We start from the raw sequence: 19827 nt of genomic DNA on the forward strand, positions 1-19827 counted from the left end.
ATTAACGGTAAACAACGCGTGCGTCCGTTTGCTGCGGGACGATTTCGCCTATCGTAAATGCGGTTTCACCCTGTTGTGTTAAGCCGTCCAGCGTGGCCTGTTCGTCGGCCGGATCGACGCAAACGATCATGCCGATGCCGCAATTGAAGGTTACCAGCATGTCGGCTAACTCGACGTTGCCTTGCTGTTGCAACCAAACGAAAATGTCCGGCAGTTGCCAACCGGATAAGTCGATGGCGGCGCCGAGGCCTTCCGGTAGCACTCTGGGCAGATTTTCGGTAATGCCGCCGCCGGTAATGTGCGCCATGGCGTGGACGTCCACCGACTTAAGTAAATTCAGCAGCGGCTTAACGTAAATTCGGGTGGGTTCCAGCAGCAGTTCCGACAAGGGTTTGCCATTCAGCGGGGTCTGTAAATCCGCATTGCTGCGCGCCAGAATCTTGCGGATTAGCGAGTAACCGTTGGAATGCGGGCCGGACGATGCGAGGCCGATCAATTTGTCGCCGATTTTGACCTTGCTGCCGTCGATGATGCGTTGTTTTTCCACGATGCCGACGCAAAAGCCGGCCAAGTCGTATTCGCCGTCCGGATACATGCCGGGCATTTCCGCGGTTTCGCCGCCGACCAAGGCCGCGCCGGCCCGTTCGCAGCCTGCGCCTATCCCTTCGATGACGGCGGCGGCCGAAGCCACGTCCAGCTTGCCGGTCGCGAAGTAATCCAGAAAAAATAGCGGCTCGGCGCCTTGCACGACGATGTCGTTGACGCACATGGCGACCAAATCGATTCCCACCGTGTTGTGGATGTTCGTGTCGAATGCCAGTTTTAATTTGGTACCGACACCGTCGGTGCCGGATACCAGCACGGGCTGTTTGTAGCGCTCCAGCGGCAGTTCGAATAACGATCCGAAACCGCCCAATCCGGCCAGGACGCCCGGAATACGGGTTTTGGCGGCTATCGGTTTAATTCGGTCAACCAGGGCGTTGCCGGCTTCAATATCGACGCCGGCGCTTTTGTAATTCAGGCGGTCTGATGGTGGTACGCTCAAAGGGTGCCTCTTGTTAAAGTTAAGCTTGAACTATCCGATATTGTACTATAGTTCCGTCTCGTTCTTGGCTGGGGTAATTTCTAAGTGATGATTTTGAAAAAGAAAACGCGCCGGGCGTTTTGTCTGACGACTTTTGCGCTCGCACTCTTATGCGGACAACCTGGAGCGGTAGAAGTTAAGGGTTTGTTCGAAATCGAGTTGATCGCCAATAGCCAATCGGCACAGGATAGGGAGGTCGCCATCAAACAAGCGTTGTTCGGGGTATTGAATCGGATTTTGGTCGCGGACGACATTGCCAAATTGGCCGTGGTGCAACAGTTGTTGAACGGCGCGCAGCATTACGTCAAACAGTTTCAATATTCGTTGATCGCGGCCGACGAATATGCGTCCGGCGACGCGCGGTTAATGCGGGTCGAATTCGATCAAGAACAATTATTGGAAGTCATCCGGCAAAACCGTGTGGGCATTTGGAGCGAAATTCGCCCGGAAACCTTGCTTTGGTTAGTGGTCGAAGACGGCAACGGCCGGCAGTTTTATAACGCCGATAGCATGCCGGAAGTCGAGAACGCCCTGACGCTGGCCGAAAAGGTTAAAGGGGTGCCTATTATTGTGCCGATTCTGGATTTGGAGGAACAACAGAAAATTTCGGTCAATGAAGTGTTGGGTGTCGATTCGCGCAATCTGTTGGCCGTTTCGGCGCGTTACGAAGTGCCTGGTGTCATGACGGGGCGGCTCGTCCGGAAAGGTCAGTGTTGGCAAGGCGAATGGGCGTTTTATTTCGACGGTAAAATCAAGCAGTGGGATAATCCTTGCTTGCCGTTAAAAGGCGCCATGTTGGAAGGCTTGCAAGGCGCATACACGATTTTAGCCGGTTACTACGGCGTTAAACCGTAAATTGTAGGTGAATTGACGATAACCGGGATTTCTCAGCCGGTAACCAGACTGTTGATCGCAAAGCCGCCGCCGAAACTGAACAAGACATAAAACAACGACATGACCAGGCCGGCGACTAAATTAATCGCCAAGGCTTTTTTGAAAATAGCGGCGATCATCGCTCCCGCCCATAACAGAAAGAACGCCAATACGCCGTAGCTGTACCAATCTTCCGCTACCGTCACCCAAAACATGATAGGCACCAGAAAGAGCGATACCAGATTTTCGCTGAACAAGATGGCTGAACTGACTTGGACGTAGCCGGATAAGGTGTCGTTGAGCCATAGGGTTAAGCCTATGAAACCCAGGCTCAATAGTGTCTCGAAAAATACTTCGGTGACCGATTCGAATTCATCCGTCATATTAAAATGGATGAAAAAGAACACCAGAAAGTTGAAGATCAGGTTGCGTTTGAAAAAGGGTATGGATTTTGGTAGCTCATAGGGCGAGCTATCAAACCAGCACAGTGCCAAATATTGTTTGACAATGTCCATACGCAGTTGCCCCGGCGTTCAGTTAAAAGTCTTCGCTGAGTTGAGCGTCGTATGAGGTTGGGAATTCTTGGAATTGATTGCGGCTGAATTGGTCGTTCAGGGCCTGAACCAAATCTTTGGTTTGCTCCAGTAACAGCGCCAATTTCTTGCGATTTTTTTTGGTTTTGCCGACCGGTTGGGTCATGGGGAGCAAGGTGCGCCAAAAGCCCAGGCTTTTTTCGAACAAGGCGGATAAATCCTCGCTGATATTCAGTTGTTTCTGGCGCTTTTGTAATTGATTGATAATGAATTTGGCGTGTACCCGGCTGACTATCATGTGCATCGGCGTCAGTATCGCCGCCAAACCTAGTACGATTATGGGGCCGATAATAGGGTCGAAGAAAAAATCTAAAATGCCGACAGCGATTTCCGCGAACAAGATCAGCATGATGATGAAGGCTAAAATGATCAGGGTGGTTGCGTTGCTGCGCTCTTTCCAAGTGGCTAGAGCGGCTTCGACTTCCGGAAATACCACGTCATCGACAGCGCGTATGCTGGTCTCCAGATTGTCCAACACTCGATAAGAGCGGTCGTTGTTCAGCTGATTAACCCGCGATTCGATTGCGCTCGTGTCGGCATTTTGCGCCAGTACTACGAATTGCCCGGTAAATATGCCGAATTCGGCGAGGCGTCGCTGCCATGAGTTTATTATGTCGTTGATTTTATTGGTGTCTAAAGAAAGTTCCGAATGATCGACGACGAACAAAAACTTGTTGGTATCTTGGTATTTAACGATGGCTTCTATGGTTTCCTTGTTGAAATTAGGATCGGCTTCGAACAAATCGCTGAAAACCAGTACCAGATCGGAGATTGCTATGACGTGTTGGCGTAGCAAGCGATTGGCGGCGTTTTCGGCCGCAGGGTTGAGCACCGGGGTGTCTATGATCAGTTTGTTTTTGAGTTTGCCGCTATTGACCGTGACGAGTTCCAAATAACTGTTGACCTTGCCGCTTTCGCCGGCCGAGGCTTGTTCTATGGTTTGACCGATTTGGTAAAACGGCAGCCTGTGGTCGGCGTCCAGCGCGGTGCCGGGCAGTATGGCGCTGTTGGTTTGAGGGGTGTATTGCAGTACCGTGAATTTGTGTCTGGACGTGTGTAATTGGCTGCCCAGAAAACGATTCAGAAATTCCGATTTGGCCGGGGAATAGCCGCCTAAGGTGCTGATCGTCGGCCACCACGAGCTTTTTCTGGCAGTGGTTTCATCGTTGTCCAGCAAGCCCATCTCGAATTCGAGATTGTCCAAATCGTGAAAGACTTTTGCCGCTTTTTGCAAGACCGGGTCGGTTGCGGCGAACTGTTTTTCCAAGCTGCTGAGATATTTACTGACCGATTTTTCTGCCATAAGCCCTGCACCCGCCGATTGAAAGTCTGTTTAAATGCGGCGGAGTATACACCGATGTTTACGGCAGATGAAAATTCTCGGGTGAAGCCACTATTCGTGAATATCCAATTCCTTGAGCTTACGGGTAAGCGTGTTTCTGCCGTATCCCAACAACAGTGCGGCTTCGTGTTTTCTGCCGTGGGTATGAATCAAGGCGGTTTGGATCAGCAAGGTTTCCACGCTGGCAATCGCTTGTTTGGCGATATCGTGTTTTCCGGTAACCAGCTGTTGTTTGATCCAATTTTGCAGCAAGCTTTCCCAGTCTTGTTTGACTAAAGCGTGGGCGGAGGTTTCGGTGGGGCTATGGCTTAATTCCGGCGGCAAGTCCTCGATGTGAATTTCCCGTCCCGAAGCCATAACCGTCAGCCAGCGGCAGGTGTTTTCCAACTGCCGCACGTTGCCCGGCCATTTGAGCCCGCTTAAGAACGTCTCGGTCTCCGCCTTCAAAGTTTTGACTTCGGTACCTAGCTCTTTGGCGCTTTGATATAAAAAGTGGCGCATCAGTAAGCCGATGTCTTGCCGGCGTTCCCTAAGCGGTGGAATATGAATGCGTATGACGTTCAAACGGTGGAATAAGTCTTCTCGAAACCGGCCTTCGGCTACCAGGTTTTCCAGGTTCTGGTGGGTCGCGGCGATAATGCGCACGTTGACCTTGACCGGCGCGTGTGCTCCGATCGGGTAAAACTCGTTGTCGGCCAGTACCCGCAGGAGGCGGGTTTGCAGTTCGGCCGGCATGTCGCCGATTTCGTCCAAAAACAGCGTGCCGTTATTGGCCTGCTCGAAGCGGCCTATGCGGCGCGATTGCGCGCCGGTAAACGCGCCTTTCTCGTGGCCGAACAGCTCCGATTCCATCAAATCCTTGGGAATCGCCGCCATATTCAGCGCAATAAACGGTTGATCCGAGCGCGGACTGTGGCGGTGCAACGCCTTGGCCACCAGCTCTTTGCCGGTGCCCGATTCGCCGTTGATCAGCACGGTGATGTGCGAACGCGCCAAGCGGCCTATTGCCCGAAACACCTCTTGCATGGCCGGGGCTTCGCCGATGATTTCCGGGGTGGAGTCTTTCAACTGCACCGGTGGCATTTGCGCGCTTTCTTGCTGTCTGGCGTGCAAGCAGGCGCGTTGTACGGTTTCGACGACGACGTTCACGTCGAAGGGCTTGGGCAGATACTCGAACGCCCCGCCGTGAAACGCCGACACCGCGCTTTCCAAGTCGGAATGCGCAGTCATGATGATGACCGGCAGCGCCGGGTAGTCCTTATGAATTTTTTTCAATAACTCGAAACCGTCCATGCCGGGCATGCGTATATCGGTTATCAACACTTGCGGGCGGCTTTTATTGATTTCTTTGAGCAGCTCGGCGGCGTTGGCAAAGCATCGAGTATCGAGGCGGGCTTTCTGCAGGGCTTTTTCCAGTACCCAGCGTATGGATTTGTCGTCGTCGACAATCCAGACTTTATCCGGCAATGACATGAAATTCTCCGTAAGTTGAAAGGGTTGTCATCGTTACGCAATCCTTGGATTAATTAAGCGCGGTGTTGCCTTGGTGATCTACGATGGGCAAATACACCGAAAAAACGGTGTTGCCCGGCTCGCTGTCGCATTCGATCATGCCGCGGTGTTGATTGATCAGCGATTGTGCGATGGATAAACCTAAACCGGTACCTTCCGGGCGGCCGGTGATCATCGGGTAAAAGATTTGCCCCATCAACCCGGGCGGAATTCCGGGGCCGTTGTCGATCACGTCTACTTTGATCACCAATTTATACAGCTTGCGGCCTATGGTCATATGACGTTGGATTCTAGTTTTCAAAACGATTCGGCCCATGGTTTGGATCGCTTGAATGGCGTTGCGGACTATGTTCAAAAAGGCTTGAATCAGCTGGTTTTTGTCGGCGAATAGTTCGGGGATGCTGGGGTCGTAATCGGTTTTCAAGCTTGTACTGCTGCCGGCTTCTACCGCAGCCAGTTGCCGTACCCGTTCCAGCACCTCGTGGATGTTCATCAGGCTTTTATGCGCGGGTTTGTTGGGGCCGAGCATTTTATCCATCAATTCCTGCAAGCGGTCCGATTCGGCAATAATGATCTGGGTGTATTCCTTCAGTTCCGGGTCGCGTAGTTCCTGATCCAGCAGCTGAGCCGCGCCGCGTAAGCCGCCTAAAGGGTTTTTGATTTCGTGGGCCAAACCGCGGACTAACATGCGGCTGGTATTTTGTTGTGCCAGCAATTGCTCTTCTTTGGTGATGCGCAAGTGCCGGTCGACTTGTTGCAACTCGATCAGAATTTCCTGCAATTCGCCGCCTGCCATTATCGGCGTGGCACTGAGGCTGACGGTCGATGATTGATTCATCGATTCCAGTATCAATTCTCTGTCAACCAAAGGCTCGTGTTGGTGCATTCGTGACAATAAATCGCTAAATAAACCGGGATGTGCGGATTTGAATAAACGCTGCGCGGGATTGCCGAGCAAATGCTTGGCACTGTCGGCAAACAGCATCTCTCCGGCCGGATTGATGTAGGTTAGCGCCAGATCGGTATCGAACAGCAAAATTGCTTCGTTCAAATGATCGAGTATTTTTTTATGCACAGTGAATAAGGTTTAAGGAGAACTACACCCGTTAAGCAAGTAACGAGCCATATGTAAATTGTCCGTCCGGGAAGCAGTTAAGTGCTTTGGGTGGCCGATTGCGGTTTATTATGGTGCAAAATATTTTGGGTTTGTATTATTTTGGTGCGATTTAGCGGAGGTGTCTGGCCGAATTGGCGTTTTCGGGCGGATTCGTGGTACTGGAGGTTGGTTGTTGGGAAAACTTTGGATAGCGGATGAGTGCCGTTTAGGAGGATGCAATTGGAGGCGGCCGGTTTAGTCCGGTTTCAGGCTGGTCGAATGGCCTGAGGATTGACAGTAGGCGTTGTAAAATTGCTTGGCGGTGCGGCCGTTTTTCGCAGCGTTCAAATGGGCGAAATCCAATGCGGCTTGGTAAAGCGCGTTACGATCTCCGCTGAAATCGCTGAACAAGCTATCCACTATGGCTAAATAAGCATCGGTATGTGCGGGATAAAACGCTAACCTGAGGCCGAAGCGATCCGATAACGAAATCTTTTCTTCAATCGTATCCGAATAATGCACCTCGCCGTCGACGAGTTGGGTTTCCAAATTATCGCGCATATGCTCGGGCAGCAAATGGCGGCGGTTGGACGTGGCGTAGAACAAGACATTTTCCGGCGGTAGTTCGATAGAACCCTCTAAGACGCTTTTCAATGGCTTGTACAGGGTATCGCCGTGTTCGAAAGACAAATCGTCGCTATAAATCACGAAGCGTTGGGTCAGGTCGCGAATGTCGTCGACGATGTCCGGCAAAAATACCAAATCGTGTTTATCGACTTCAATGATGCGTAAGCCGCGGTCTTTATAAGCGTTCAGTAGGGCTTTGATTAAAGACGACTTTCCGGTGCCGCGAGCGCCCCACAACAGTGCGTTGTTAGCGGGCTTGCCGGCTAAAAATCTTTCAGTGTTGGCAACTAACTGTTGCTTTTGAGAGTCTATTCCCAGCAAGTCTTTCAGTTGGATCGAATCCAGATGTTTGACCGGCCTAAGGTATTTTCGTTGTTGGCGCCAGATTGCGGCGAACGTGGTATTCCAATCAATCATATAAGTGCCATGGGTTTGTGTTGTATGCAAGCAGTCTTCGAGGAGCGCTATATCCGGTTTCTTTTTTATTCTAACGGTCGTGAAGGCGTCTTGTTACCCCGAATGAACGGTCTGGAAGCAGCTGAAAACCGTTCGTGCCGAGCTCCCCGGTTAAGCATGAGCGGTTCGCTTGCTCCCTAGCGCGTTCCATTCCCCGTTTAGCTTTATCGGGCTTAGAACGAGCAGCGTTTGGATGCTGGTCGATTATTGCATCAAAGCAGCGTACTCGTCACAAATCCGAGTAGGATGCGTCCGAAATCGGCATAGAAGCTGTAAGCCTCGGCCGCTACTGTTATGATGCAAAACGCCATTTTAGGTTTTCCTGTCGCTCGCGCATTATCAAGCGTCAGCATATTGAGTTTTGCGGAAAATGTGTTTATGTTCGAAGTCGACAGAGTATATTCATCGATAGACCCTCGCACGGGCAAATGCGGGTGGTATTTCCAAGCGCGGGAAGGCGATTCCGGGCCATACGAGACCCGGGCCGAGGCTCAGGCGATGTTGAAAGAGTATATTCAGGAATGCATTGAAATGGGGATGACCGGCGGCCGCAAGCCGGGAGATAAGACCGGTAAGCCGTTCGATGCATCCGGGCAGCAGCCGAAGTTCAGATATACGGGGCGTAAACGCTGGTACGGTTAGCTTGGTTCGTCGGCTAACAGGCCATTTTTTTACTCAGCATGATCAATAGTCCCAGGCTGCATAAAAAAAACAGCAGTGCGGTTCCCCGCCAAAAGGCTATAGGGTTGCGCTCTAGTAGCGGTAATTTTTGTTCCCCTTTCAAGAATTGCGGATTTGGGGTCGATAGATCGTGCAAAAATTCCGAAAGTTCGTCGTAGCGTATTTCCGGGGTCAAGCAAGTGGCTTTTTTGAGTGCGCCGTCTATCCATACAGGCACCATATTGTTGAACTGGAAGCTGGGTTTGTATTTCAAACGGGCTAAATTCGCCCGATTGGGTTTTTCCGGCAGGGAGCCGAACGGTAACTCACCGTTCAACATTTGATAACAGATGACGCCCAAGGAATATAAATCGGATTTTACCGAGCCGCGTTGGCCGAGGTGGTATTCAGGGGCAGTGTAATTCAAGGTGCCCAGTATATTCTCCTGAACCGCGTGATCCAGCGGTGTTATTTCGGCAATGCCGGCGATTTTGACCGAGCCGAAATCAATAATTTTTACCCTGCCGTCTTTGGCAATCATGATGTTTTCGGGCTTCAAGTCTTGGTGCAGCATCTCCATGCGATGAAAAGCCCGTAAACCCTTGGCGACTTGTTCGATGATTTTGCGGACCGGTTTGATGTCCGGCAGCGGATTTTGCGTCATCCACTCGGCTAAGGTTTGTCCGTCGATATATTCCGTTACGTAATAAAGGCAACTTTTGCTGCGATCGGTTTCCAATATTTTCAAGACGTTTTCGTGTTCCAGGCGTTTGCCGGCCCATTCTTCGTGCAAGAAGTGTTCGATGTAGTGGGTATCGTCGCTGTATAGCACTGACGGCGTTTTTAAAATGACGTCGCGCTGCTGAAGCGTATCGTACGCTTTGTAAATTTGTGTGCGCTTGCTGGCGTGCAGTTCGGCATCTATCCGGTAGCCGTCCAGGATCATGCCGGTTTCCAGCGGCGGCGGGAACGGCAGATAAGCATGTTGCCTTAGGACTTCGTCTTCTTTCAATCTCGGCAAGGATTCTACCCGCAGCAGTTGACAGGTGGCGTTATCATCACTGCCGTTTTCTATTGCCGTTTTAATCAAGGCGGTGGCAATGTCGTCCAGATCGTCCGTTTGGCTGAGCAGGTTTTTCAGCGCTTTGGCGTCCAGGAAGTCGTGGACGCCGTCGGTGGTCAATACAAACAAGTCGCCCGGCTCCAGTGCGATATTTTTATAGTCCACTTCCAAATGCGGCTCTATGCCCATGGCGCGGCTCAAATAGTTTTTGTCGTCGGAAAGCCAAAGCCTGTGGTCGCGCGTGAGTTGTTCCAGTACGTTTTGTCTGAGCAAATAAATGCGCGAATCGCCGATGTGAAAAAGATGGGCGGTATTGGATTTCAGTACCAACACGCTTAAGGTGCTGACCATGCCTTTGGCCGACGCGTAGCGGCTCTGGCCTTGGCTATGCAGCCACGAGTTGGTAGCCGACAGAATCTTTTGGCCGGCTTTGGCGACGGACCAAGTGTCCGGGGTGCTGTAATAATCTTCCAAAAAAGCCGTTATGCAACAATGGCTAGCTTCTTTGCCGGCGTCGCTGCCGCTCATCCCGTCGGCCACGGCTGCGGTTATGCCCTTCAAGGTTAATTGTGGTTCTTTAGGGATTAAGACGCCCCAGCAATCTTCGTTGTTTGCTTTGACGCCTTTGTCGCTGCAGGCGCTAGTGCTGACGGTTAACGATTTGACCATGATGGTATGGGATAGGCTGTCGAACGGGTTAAGTTTACCCTTAACCCGTTACCGGAAGGGACTTGTCGGTTGCCTATTATTCCACTTCTATCATCGCGACGCTGCCGTCTTCCATGACTTCCGCCATATGGCCTTTGGGTTCTTCGATAAACTGAATTGCGATGGCGACTACCAGCGCGGTTGCGGCTATCGTTAGAAAAAATGCACTCGGCGATACGAACGACAACACCGTTAAAAAGATTACCCCGCCGACATTGCCGTAGGCGCCTACCATGCCGGCAATTTGGCCGGTCATGCGGCGTTTGATTAACGGTACCATCGCAAACACCGCGCCTTCTCCGCCTTGTACGAAGAACGAGCAGGCCATGGTAACTACGGTAGCAATCAACACCGGCCACTGCGGGGTAATTTGCGACATGGCGAAATAGCCCAACGCCAAACCGCCGATGAAAATGCTTAACGAAAGTTTGCGTCCGAACTTGTCGCTGATCCAGCCGCCTCCGGGGCGGGCTATCAAGTTCATAAAGGCGAAACCGGAGGCCAACAGGCCGGCTTCGACCATCGTGATGCCTTGCGATTCGTTGAAGGTTTGGAAGAAAAACATCGGCAACATGGATACCACGGCTAATTCCGAGCCGAAAGTCACTAAATAAGCCAAATCCAAAATAGCGACTTGTTTGAATTTGTATTTGTGAATTTCTTCGATAGGGTGGGTTAAATGTTCTTCGTTAACGTGGACGATCTTGTATACGTTAAAAAAGAATAAGACCCAAATCAGCACGTAGGCGATGAGGGCCGCCGGGTCGGACAATAATTTCATGCCGGCCGGCGACAGCTTCCAGGTTAGCAAGGTTAATGCGGCATACAGCGGAATGGTCATCAGTATGTAAAAGAACAAATCCCAAATGCTGGTGACTTCCATGGCACCTGACTTTTTCGGTTTGAAGTAAGTCGAGCCTTTCGGGGTGTCGCTGACGCTGAAGAAATATATAACCGAATACAGCAAGGCGATGAGGCCGGTCGCGCCGATGGAATAGCGCCAGCCGTTTTCGCCGCCGAGCAGTAATGCCAAGGTCGGTAGCGTCATGGCTGCGGCGGCGGAACCGAAATTTCCCCAGCCGCCGTAAATGCCTTCGGCAATACCCACTTGTTTGGCCGGAAACCATTCTCCCACCATGCGAATGCCGATCACGAAACCGGCACCGACAAAGCCCATCAGAAATCGAGCCAGTGCCAACTGTTCGAAATTTTCGGCCATCGCAAATAAAAAACAGGGCAAACTGCCGACTGCCAGTAGCGTGGAATACGTGCGCTTAGGACCGAATTTGTCAACCAGAATGCCGATCAGTATGCGAGCCGGAATGGTTAACGCCACGTTCAAAATCAGTATGGTCTTAACTTCGGCCTCGCTAAGTTTCAGGCTTTCGCCGATGACCAGCATTAACGGCGCATGGTTGAACCAGACCACGAAGGAAATAAAGAAAGCTAACCAGGTCATGTGCAAAATTTTCATTTTGCCGGTAAAGCTGAGTAGATTGAGTTTGCTCGCAGACATATCGGTTTTTGGAGTTAGGACACGAGTCAATTGAAAAGCAGTTTATATGCCATGGCTTCTAACAGCGTTCATTCGACAGGATTGACGCCAACTTGGTGAGTTTTGCCGGGACAAAAATATGGCAAGCGCTTGTGTTAATTTGGTGCGATTTTGTGAAATCCAGATTAAATTGGTGCAAGTGTCTTAAAAGGTCCCGGCATGCCTAGATTCCGAAGGGTGAGTTATTAGGCTGTTTTGGGGCGTCTGCGCAATTTGGTTTGGCGGATAGGTGCGCTAACATAGTGCATATGACAGGGCAAGGCTGGCATAGGGTAAGCTTTTAGTGAACGGAGGTGGAGGCCAATTGTGAGCGGCACTGTGTTTCCTTTCGCGGCAGGCGGGGTGATTTGGAAGCGCGGGATCCTCGGCCCTGCCATCGACATTTACAACAGTCTGGGGCGTCGGGGCCCTAGTCCTGTTTTTTGCTGAATTCGCCTTCGATAACGTCCGGGTTTTTCGAAGGGCTGCCTGCGTAAAACTGCGTCGATACTTTATTAAGCAGATGATGGTCTATGAGGTATTGTGCAATTCGGCGACGTAAGGTCGGTATCAGGCAGGCAAAGCCAAGGGCGTCGGTAAAAAAACCGGGCGTCAAAAGCAATGCGCCGCCAACCAACAGTATCGGGCCCTCGATCATTTCGTACGCCGGAATCGTGCCTTGAGCTAAGTTGCGTTGAAAGCGTTGCCAAGTTTCCAGGCCTTGACGGCGCAGCAGCCAAGCGCCTAATACGGCGGTGAATACGACCAAAGCTATCGTCGGCAATGCACCTATTAAACCGCCTACTTGCAGCAGTAAATAGATCTCGATGAAAGGAATGATTAAAAAACCTAAAAATATTATCCGCATAATGGCGTGCCGGCTGGTGGTTATGGAGCGACTGGGTCGATAGCGGGCCTAAACATTGGCTTTCGTCTCAATGCGCTTAGCGTTGTGGTCGCCGCAGTCTTTATTTTGTGGAATTAGAAATTCGAATGGTTAGGCTGATGTTCCGGATAGAACAAGCGCGAGCGAATATGAAACGGCATTGCCCGCGCTCCCTATTCAAACAGTCCAATTTTGCGACGTTTTACAGGATAATAGTGCGATGTATCAAATGATTTATTGTACCTGCCCGAACATGGAAACGGCCGAGCGCATTGCCGGGCATTTGGTTGCCGGGAAATTGGCGGCCTGCGTGAACATCCTGCCGGGCGTGCGCTCAATTTACCAATGGCAAGGTGCAATCGAGAGTGCTGAGGAACATTTGTTGTTGATTAAAAGTCCATCAGCCCGATATGCGGCCGTCGAAGCGGCGATTAAAGGGCTGCATCCTTACCAAATCCCTGAAATTGTAGCCGTGGCGATACAACGCGGTTCGGAAGATTACTTGAAATGGATAGACTCGTGTGCGTCCGGCGCCTGATCCGGTTCAGTTGGTTATTTCTGTATTGGAGTCAGGCGTTTGCATTGAATCCGGACGATGTGTTACCTCCGGAGCAGGTGTTTCAATTAAGCGCAAACGCCTTGTCGGACCGGCAAGTGCAACTGAACTGGCGCATTGCCGACGGCTATCACGTTTACCGGGACAAGGTCAAAATCGAATCCAAAACGCCGCAAGTACCGGTCGGTAGCTTTGAAATGCCGGCGGGTGCGACCGAACACGACCCTATGTTCGGCATGGTCAGCGTGTACCGTAACAATCTGTCCATCCCGTTGCCGCTGCAAAACGCGTCGGCACAGACCAAAGTCCAGCTCTCGGTTAAGTATCAAGGTTGTGCTGATCAAGGCGTCTGTTATCCACCGCAGACCCGGCTGTTAGACGTCAATCTGCCGGTAGTCACCGCGAACGCGGGGGCGTCGGGAGGCGGCTTCTTCTCGGGTTTGAAAAAACTGACGCCGAGTTTGTTCGGCAGCGAATTATTGCCGCCCGAGCAAGCGTTTCAATTTTTCGCCACGGTCAAAGACGCTCATCACATTCGGGTGAGCTGGCTGATTGCCGACGGCTACTACTTGTACAAAGACAAATTGGGATTGAGTTTCGAGCCCGATTCCGGCGCTGTGTTAGGCGAATGGCCGTTACCGGTCGGCGAAGCGCACTTGGACGAAGAATTCGGCCAAGTCGAAGTTTACCGGCAGGAGCTGAGTCTTGACATACCGCTTGGCCGTAACCGTTTGCAGGCGGAAACCGTCACGCTAACCGCTAAGTTTCAGGGTTGCGCCGATCGCGGCGTGTGTTACCCGCCGATGAACAGTCGTGTCGAGTTGGCGCTACCGGCCGCACCAAGCGCGGTTGCCGCCGATTTCCCGGCGCCGGCGGCTCAGCCGATTTCGGAACAAGACAAAATTGTAGCCGCGTTAAAGCAGGATAGTTTCTTACTGACCTTGTTGAGCTTTTTCGGATTCGGCGTTTTGTTGGCCCATACCCCGTGCGTGTTTCCGATGATACCGATTTTGTCCGGCATCCTGGTTGGTCACGGCCACCGCGTCAGTACCCGCAAAGCGTTTTTACTGTCCGCCAGCTTCGTCCTTGCTTCGGCCTTGATGTACACCGCGTTTGGTATTTTGGCGGCTTTATTCGGCAGCAATTTGCAAGCAGTATTTCAGGAACCTTGGGTTATCGCCACGTTTTCCGGCATGTTCGTCCTGTTGTCGTTGTCCATGTTCGGTTTTTTCGACTTGCAGCTTCCGGCGGCTTTGCAAACCAAGTTGTCGCAGTCCGGCGATAAGCATCGCGACGGTTCCTATTGGGGAGCCGGCATCATGGGCGCTTTGTCGTCGTTGATTGTCGGGCCGTGCGTCGCCGCGCCTCTGGCGGCGGCCTTGATTTACATCGGTCAAACCGGTGACGTGGTATTAGGCGCTTTTGCGCTGTTTGCGATGGGTTTGGGCATGGGCCTGCCGTTATTGCTGATAGGCGCTTCGGCCGGCAAATTGCTGCCTAAGGCCGGCCTATGGATGAATGCGACCAAAGCGGTATTCGGCGTAATCATGTTGGCAGTAGCGGTGTGGATGTTATCCAGGATCATACCGCCCGGCGTCACCATGTTTTTGACGGCGATGCTGCTGATCATTCCGTCGATTTATTTGAACGCTTTAGAGCCCTTGCCGCATCCTGTGACCGGCTGGAAGCGACTATGGAAAGGCGTCGGCTTGATGATGCTGGTATTCGGGGTAGCGCAACTGATAGGTTTGAGTGCCGGCAACACCAATCCGCTTAAACCCTTGTCCGGCTTGGCACTGGCTAGCGGTGCCGACGCGGCGGCCGCAGAAAAGGGACTGGCGTTTCAGCGGGTGCACAGTTTAGCCGAGCTGGAGCAAAAATTGACGGAAGCCAAAGCCGCCGGCCAGCCGGTGATGTTGGATTTCTATGCCGATTGGTGCGTATCGTGCAAAGAGATGGAAGCCTACACCTTTACCGATACCGCCGTGCAACAGCAGTTGGCCAGCTTTGTGTTGTTGCAAGCCGACGTCACCGAAAACAACACGGACGATAAAGCCTTGCTGCAGCGCTTCAAGCTGTTCGGTCCGCCCGGCATTATGTTCTTCGATGCCGAAGGCCGGGAGCAAGCTGAACTGCGGGTCATCGGCTATCAGGACGCGGCCACCTTTTTACAATCCTTGAAACAGTTATGAAAACCAAATTGATTATTGTCGTCGTGGCTGCGCTGGCCTTGGCGTTAGGCTTTTACCTGCAACAACACACCGGCTCGACCCGGCCCGCGCAAACGCCGGCCAAGCTGGATTTCAGCTTCCCGGATGTGGACGGCATTCAACATTCCGCGGCGCAGTGGCAAGGCAAGGTGTTGGTGTTGAATTTCTGGGCCAGTTGGTGCGGTCCGTGTTTGAAAGAAATTCCGGAGTTCGTCAAATGGCAGGACGAATACGGCTCTCGAAACCTGCAATTCGTGGGATTGGCCATAGAGGAGCGCGATGCCGTGGCCGAATACCTGCAGCGAGCCAAGGTCAATTACCCGATGCTGGTTACCGGCGACGCCGGCACGCTATTGGCCCGGCAATGGGGCAACATCATCAACGCCGTACCGTTTACCGTGGTGGTGAATGCGCAAGGGCAAATCGTGCACCGGCAGCCGGGGGAGTTGACCAAAGACAAGTTTCAGGAAATCGTCGAGCCGTTATTGACGGCGACAAATTGATCGGCGTTTGCCACAGTACAGTGCATCCCAACCCGGCCAGCCGGCGGGGTGATGCGAATCCAGTCGGTAAGCTATCCATGCGAATAGGGTCGCCCCGAGCGGCCATGCGATAAACCCGGCCGCCAAGGCGTAGATGCGTATAGAGAGTGGCCGCTTCATGGCGGGCGTGCTTGGGTCTGTTCGCTGTAAAGCGCTTGCGTAAAAGTTGCGTTGTCCGTGGGGCGGACTATAGGGCCGAATTTATTCAGCCTCTTGCCGCCGCCGGTCGCGTCAATGGATTCGCCCCCTACGCTTCTTCACTCGACAGCATTGCCCGTGTCCCGGATTAATAGGGTTCCAGTGGATCCGCGCCTATGGTGCCGACCAAGGCTTGCAAATAATCGGCCGATTGCAGGTAAGCCAGTTTGGTTTCGGTGTGTTGGCGGCGTTGCTGTAAATTCAGGCCGGCAATGCGCGGATTTTGGCTGCCGGATTTGAGGGTTTGCTCCAGGTAGGCCAAATGCCGTTGCCACAGCGCTACATCGCGTTGCTGTTTGGTTTCGAGGCGTTTGCGGTACCAAGCCGATTCCAACAAATACTCGCGGGTGAACATTGCTCGAAGTTCCGGGGAATGTGCGTCCATACCTTGGTATTGGCCATGGGCCATGATGTGCAGCAGGGCGTACAACGGCGGGCAGGCGTCTGCAATGCTGCCGTCCTCTAGGTATAGCTGGGCGACGCGCTGCTGGGTTTCTACGATATTGTTGACTCCGTCGACGAATACGTCCAGGTTTTGCCGCTCCGGCTGCAGGATTTCGTCGGTGAATACGGCATAGGGATTGTCGAAAATCTTGCCCATCAGGCCGTGCACGAATTGGCTGGTAATCCGGTAGCCCAAGCGGCTGGCCAATACCGGCTTGCCGTTGTGTTCGAAATCGGCCACCGCTTCCAAATAGCCGTGCTTCAGCAAATAATCCGGCTGGCGTTCTTGCGGCGACAAGCGCGCCCAGATTTCCGGGATCAATAAACTAATGTCGTGGTCGACCCGTATGTCCGGGCCGATGTAGCCGGCGGAGCTGGAAAAACCTGGGTAGCCGGTCAGTATGAACGAGACCAGCGCGTTGTTGAGGTCGGCGGTAGGGCGCAAGGCGTTGAACGGACCCTTGGTCAGCGCGCCTTCGCTGCCGGCCCCGGTGGTCGACGGCGATTTGCCGGTTAGCGAGCAGACGAAGTCCATGAACAATTCCGGCAGCTCTTGGTAATGAATGGGGTTGTAGACCGCCAGCGGGCGGATAGCACCGTCAGGCGGATTGTTGCGGCGGCCGGTCAGTACCGCGTCGACCGGGTGGCATAACGGCTGATTCAACGGAATCTTGCGGTGTAAGCGGGCGCCGATTTCCGCAACGTATTTGCGCATCGGTTTGATCAAATCCAGCCGGGTTTCCAGATAGCGCGGATTTTTGGACGGCTTACCGTTAACCAAACGCGGGTAGGCGGACGACACCACGAACGGTACTTTTTCGGTGTAGGCTTGCTCCAGCAATTGCCGCATCGGCGGGGTGAACTGGGAAAAACGGGTGACGTCTTCCACTACTTCGGCCAGTTTTTCCGGATCCAGCGGTTCGAAATTGGCCATGAAATTGCCGGGAGCAGCCATGTTGGTTTCGGTTTGTTTGTCGTAACCGGGGATGATGGCGTCGTCCGGGCGTTGAAACAACCGGTATTCGCAGTTTTTGACCAGTTTGACGCTGGTTTGATAGTGACCGTTTTTAGCCAGCCACGGTTTGACCGCGGCGGTAGCGACGACCCCCGATGCACTGATGTCGTCTTCCATTTGCACTTTTTCACAAGCGATGTAGTCCTGGCGAACCTTAAAGGTGCGCCAGCCGCCTTCCTGGTCGAAGCCGACCCGTAAATACGTGGCGACGATCTTGCGTTGTTCCAGTTTCAATTCATGTCCCGGCGCGCCGTTGATCACGTCGACCGACAAGTGGTCTCGCCAACGTTCGCCCCATTCGCTACGGTAAAAACGTTTGATCAAAAACACCAAGGCCAGAATGCCGGGCGGGATAGTAGCCAGCCAGGCGTTGAATTCCGGGGTGTGGTAAGGCGAAGGAGTCAGCAGCTTGATCACCGAACCCAAGCTGCGTTCCTCGCTCAATATCGGCCGGGTAGGGGCGCGGTCTTCGTGTTCGTGGCCGGGTAAAAAGCGGCCGGTGTAGTCTTTGTCGAAGATGGCCTGGACTTTGTCCAAATCGTGCTGCAAATCGTCGACGAACAGTGGGCCGTAGATCACGGCGTCTTCTATCGATTTGGAAATTTCCGACTTGCCGCCGCCGGATACCGTGCAGGGTTTGTGACAGAAGGTGCCCTCCGCAACCGTGCCGACCAGCCGCCAGGACGGCGCGCCGGGGTGTTTGCACATCTCTATCTTGTAACCGTTGGGTTGTACGTAAATTTTGCTCGGTTGCAAACGAATGCTGTGGCTTTGGCCGTTTTTGACCCAGCTAATTTTTTGGCTGGTCAGATTCATCCGCAAATCTTGCGGCACATAGACTATGTCGGGAAACCGGTTGTCGATCGCATAGCCTTCGGGCTGTACGGTCATGATTTGCCCGTAGCGGTAGGCCATTTCATCGAAATCGTAGCCGGGTTCGCGGGTCAGGCTGCCGACGCCGAATTCGTCGCCGTGGTTAAAGCGGCGGAAGGCCAGGGCGCCGCCGGCGTGCTCTTCTTCGGCGCTGCCGAATAAATTGGCGGCGTAGCTGATTTGAGTTTTGACTTCTTTCTTGCAGTAGCCGTAATAATTGTCGGCCAACAAGGTCACGATCACGCCGGACTTGTCGCGGGCGGTCAGCTTGAAGGCCTGGCCGTTGTTATACAACTCGTCTTCCTGCTGCCAGCACATGCCGTCGGCGCGTTGCCGTTCGCTGGCGTCGTCCCAATGCGGCAAGCCCAGTTGTTTTTTGGTCAGTTTGGCCAAATGCGGGGCCAGAATCACGCAGCCGCTATGCCCGCTCCAATGCTCGATGTCCAAAGCCGCGTCGCATTCCGGCAGGGCCGGATTGCCGCCGTTGCCGAAGATGCTTTCCACGAAATCCAGGTTGCTGACCAAATTGCCGGGTGCGAAAAAGCGGACTTCCATGGATTTTTCCGCTTCCAGGCCGGGAAGTTCCGGGCAAATCACCGGACGCAACAGCAGTGAGGCGAACATGCGGGCCGGTTGGGGCTGATTGGCCGTAAAGGGGACGATGAGCATGTCGGCCGGTGGATTCAGCGCCTGCTCCAGCATTCTGGCAAAGGTCAGCTTGGGTACTTGTTTTTTGTCGCCCGGTACCGGCAAACCGCCTTCGGCGATGTGGAAGGAACCTTCCGTTGTGCGCCGGTCGCTGGCCGGATTGTGCAACACTCCTTGTTTGACGCGGTAGCTGGAAACGATGTCCGACACGAAGTGATCGGCTCCCAAGGGGAGCGACAATTCGCGGGCTACGCCGTGCCTGTCCAGCTCGAAAGTCATGGTCGGCAGGGTAGGCAGCTGTTCCAAGCCGAGATCGGACAAATAGCGGTCCAGAAAATCTTGAATGCGGCGATCGGCCGGGTAGAGGGTGGAATTGGCCAACAGGCGGTTTTTTTCCAGGTAGCTGTCCAACAAGTCTTGCGCGGTCTCCATGAACGCAGCGGATTCGGCATCGATACAGGTGGGTTGGCCGCAGGATGCCAATTTCAAATTGATGTATAGATGTAATTGCTGCTTGCTGATTGCGTGCTCGGGACCAAGTCCCAGCGCCCGTAACATGTCCATAGAAAGATCCCCCGGTCGGTGTTTTTAGTTATTGTTGCCTCATGATATAGCAAACCGATATCTCTGGCATTATTCCGAGTAGTCTCCGGTAAGCGCGGAGCGAGTCCGGCGGGCTGCTTGCTTAGGTGTTTGTAACACGGCTTGACGGAACGCGCGCTTCTCGAGTTCTTGCCTAACGATCATGAAAGTCTGGCAATCGCTCCGGCAAATGAAAGGTAGTTTGGTAGGAGCGACGCATAGTCGCGATGAGGGCCTTGCGAATCGCGGCTATGTGTCGCTCCCATCATGACTTTCATAGTAAACGTTGGTAAAGACGACAGTAACAGAGCCAGAGGGGGAAGAA

General features: G+C 53.0%; 15 protein-coding genes. 5 read left to right on the forward strand and 10 right to left on the reverse strand.

Going from position 1 to position 19827, the window contains the following annotated elements:
- Position 1 precedes the first annotated feature (1 nt).
- Positions 2-1045, reverse strand: coding sequence for a phosphoribosylformylglycinamidine cyclo-ligase (gene purM, locus AB0A83_RS06880; protein ID WP_367155837.1), 1044 nt, complete (start codon positions 1043-1045; stop codon positions 2-4).
- Between the two features lie 93 nt (positions 1046-1138).
- On the opposite strand from purM, the gene AB0A83_RS06885 reads away from it, so the two are divergent.
- A complete protein-coding gene (locus AB0A83_RS06885; RefSeq protein ID WP_367155839.1) occupies positions 1139-1939 on the forward strand; it encodes a DUF2066 domain-containing protein in 801 nt (266 codons plus the stop codon).
- A gap of 32 nt (positions 1940-1971) precedes the next feature.
- Here AB0A83_RS06885 and AB0A83_RS06890 read toward each other — a convergent pair whose 3' ends face one another.
- From AB0A83_RS06890 to AB0A83_RS06910, 5 genes are all read right to left on the reverse strand, one after another.
- Positions 1972-2472: a hypothetical protein gene (locus tag AB0A83_RS06890; protein WP_150047560.1), complete on the reverse strand. Its 501-nt coding sequence runs from the start codon at positions 2470-2472 to the stop codon at positions 1972-1974.
- A gap of 22 nt (positions 2473-2494) precedes the next feature.
- Positions 2495-3853 (reverse strand): hypothetical protein, encoded by a 1359-nt coding sequence (locus AB0A83_RS06895; RefSeq protein ID WP_150047561.1) that lies wholly within the window; start codon positions 3851-3853, stop codon positions 2495-2497.
- A 90-nt stretch (positions 3854-3943) separates the two neighbouring features.
- On the reverse strand, positions 3944-5365 hold the full coding sequence (ntrC, locus tag AB0A83_RS06900) for a nitrogen regulation protein NR(I) (RefSeq protein WP_150047562.1): 1422 nt from the start codon (positions 5363-5365) through the stop codon (positions 3944-3946).
- A 49-nt stretch (positions 5366-5414) separates the two neighbouring features.
- Positions 5415-6479 (reverse strand): nitrogen regulation protein NR(II), encoded by a 1065-nt coding sequence (gene glnL, locus AB0A83_RS06905; protein WP_150047563.1) that lies wholly within the window; start codon positions 6477-6479, stop codon positions 5415-5417.
- Positions 6480-6755: 276 nt separating this feature from the next.
- Positions 6756-7544, reverse strand: a complete 789-nt coding sequence (locus AB0A83_RS06910) for an ATP-binding protein (RefSeq protein WP_150047564.1) — start codon at positions 7542-7544, stop codon at positions 6756-6758.
- 333 nt (positions 7545-7877) lie between these two features.
- Between AB0A83_RS06910 and AB0A83_RS06915 the strand changes: the two genes are divergently transcribed.
- The gene (locus AB0A83_RS06915) at positions 7878-8225 is read left to right on the forward strand and encodes a DUF6316 family protein (protein ID WP_367155842.1); all 348 of its coding nucleotides are present in this window, start codon (positions 7878-7880) and stop codon (positions 8223-8225) included.
- 13 nt (positions 8226-8238) lie between these two features.
- Here AB0A83_RS06915 and AB0A83_RS06920 read toward each other — a convergent pair whose 3' ends face one another.
- The 3 genes from AB0A83_RS06920 to AB0A83_RS06930 all read right to left on the reverse strand — a co-directional run bounded on the left by AB0A83_RS06920 (position 8239) and on the right by AB0A83_RS06930 (position 12416).
- Complete coding sequence (locus AB0A83_RS06920) at positions 8239-9975, reverse strand: bifunctional protein-serine/threonine kinase/phosphatase (protein ID WP_150047566.1); 1737 nt, start codon at positions 9973-9975, stop codon at positions 8239-8241.
- Positions 9976-10051: 76 nt separating this feature from the next.
- Positions 10052-11530 (reverse strand): NarK family nitrate/nitrite MFS transporter, encoded by a 1479-nt coding sequence (locus AB0A83_RS06925; protein ID WP_150047567.1) that lies wholly within the window; start codon positions 11528-11530, stop codon positions 10052-10054.
- A 448-nt stretch (positions 11531-11978) separates the two neighbouring features.
- Positions 11979-12416 carry an FxsA family protein gene (locus AB0A83_RS06930; protein ID WP_150047568.1) on the reverse strand — a complete coding sequence of 146 codons (438 nt, stop codon included), beginning with the start codon at positions 12414-12416 and terminating at the stop codon, positions 11979-11981.
- Positions 12417-12654: 238 nt separating this feature from the next.
- Here AB0A83_RS06930 and cutA point away from each other — a divergent pair, with 238 nt between their 5' ends.
- The 3 genes from cutA to AB0A83_RS06945 are packed head-to-tail and all read left to right on the forward strand — an operon-like array spanning position 12655 to position 15703.
- A complete protein-coding gene (cutA, locus tag AB0A83_RS06935) occupies positions 12655-12972 on the forward strand; it encodes a divalent-cation tolerance protein CutA (protein WP_150047569.1) in 318 nt (105 codons plus the stop codon).
- Complete coding sequence (dsbD, locus tag AB0A83_RS06940) at positions 12942-15182, forward strand: protein-disulfide reductase DsbD (RefSeq protein ID WP_367155846.1); 2241 nt, start codon at positions 12942-12944, stop codon at positions 15180-15182. Before cutA ends, dsbD begins: the two co-directional genes overlap by 31 nt.
- Positions 15179-15703 (forward strand): TlpA disulfide reductase family protein, encoded by a 525-nt coding sequence (locus AB0A83_RS06945; protein ID WP_150047571.1) that lies wholly within the window; start codon positions 15179-15181, stop codon positions 15701-15703. The genes dsbD and AB0A83_RS06945 overlap by 4 nt, the downstream gene beginning before the upstream one ends.
- A gap of 325 nt (positions 15704-16028) precedes the next feature.
- Here AB0A83_RS06945 and AB0A83_RS06950 read toward each other — a convergent pair whose 3' ends face one another.
- Entirely contained in the window at positions 16029-19484 is a 3456-nt protein-coding gene (locus AB0A83_RS06950; RefSeq protein WP_367155849.1) for a hypothetical protein, read from the reverse strand.
- Positions 19485-19827: the final 343 nt, after the last annotated feature.

Source organism: Methylomonas sp. HYX-M1 (assembly GCF_040741385.1).
GTDB lineage: Bacteria > Pseudomonadota > Gammaproteobacteria > Methylococcales > Methylomonadaceae > Methylomonas > Methylomonas rhizoryzae.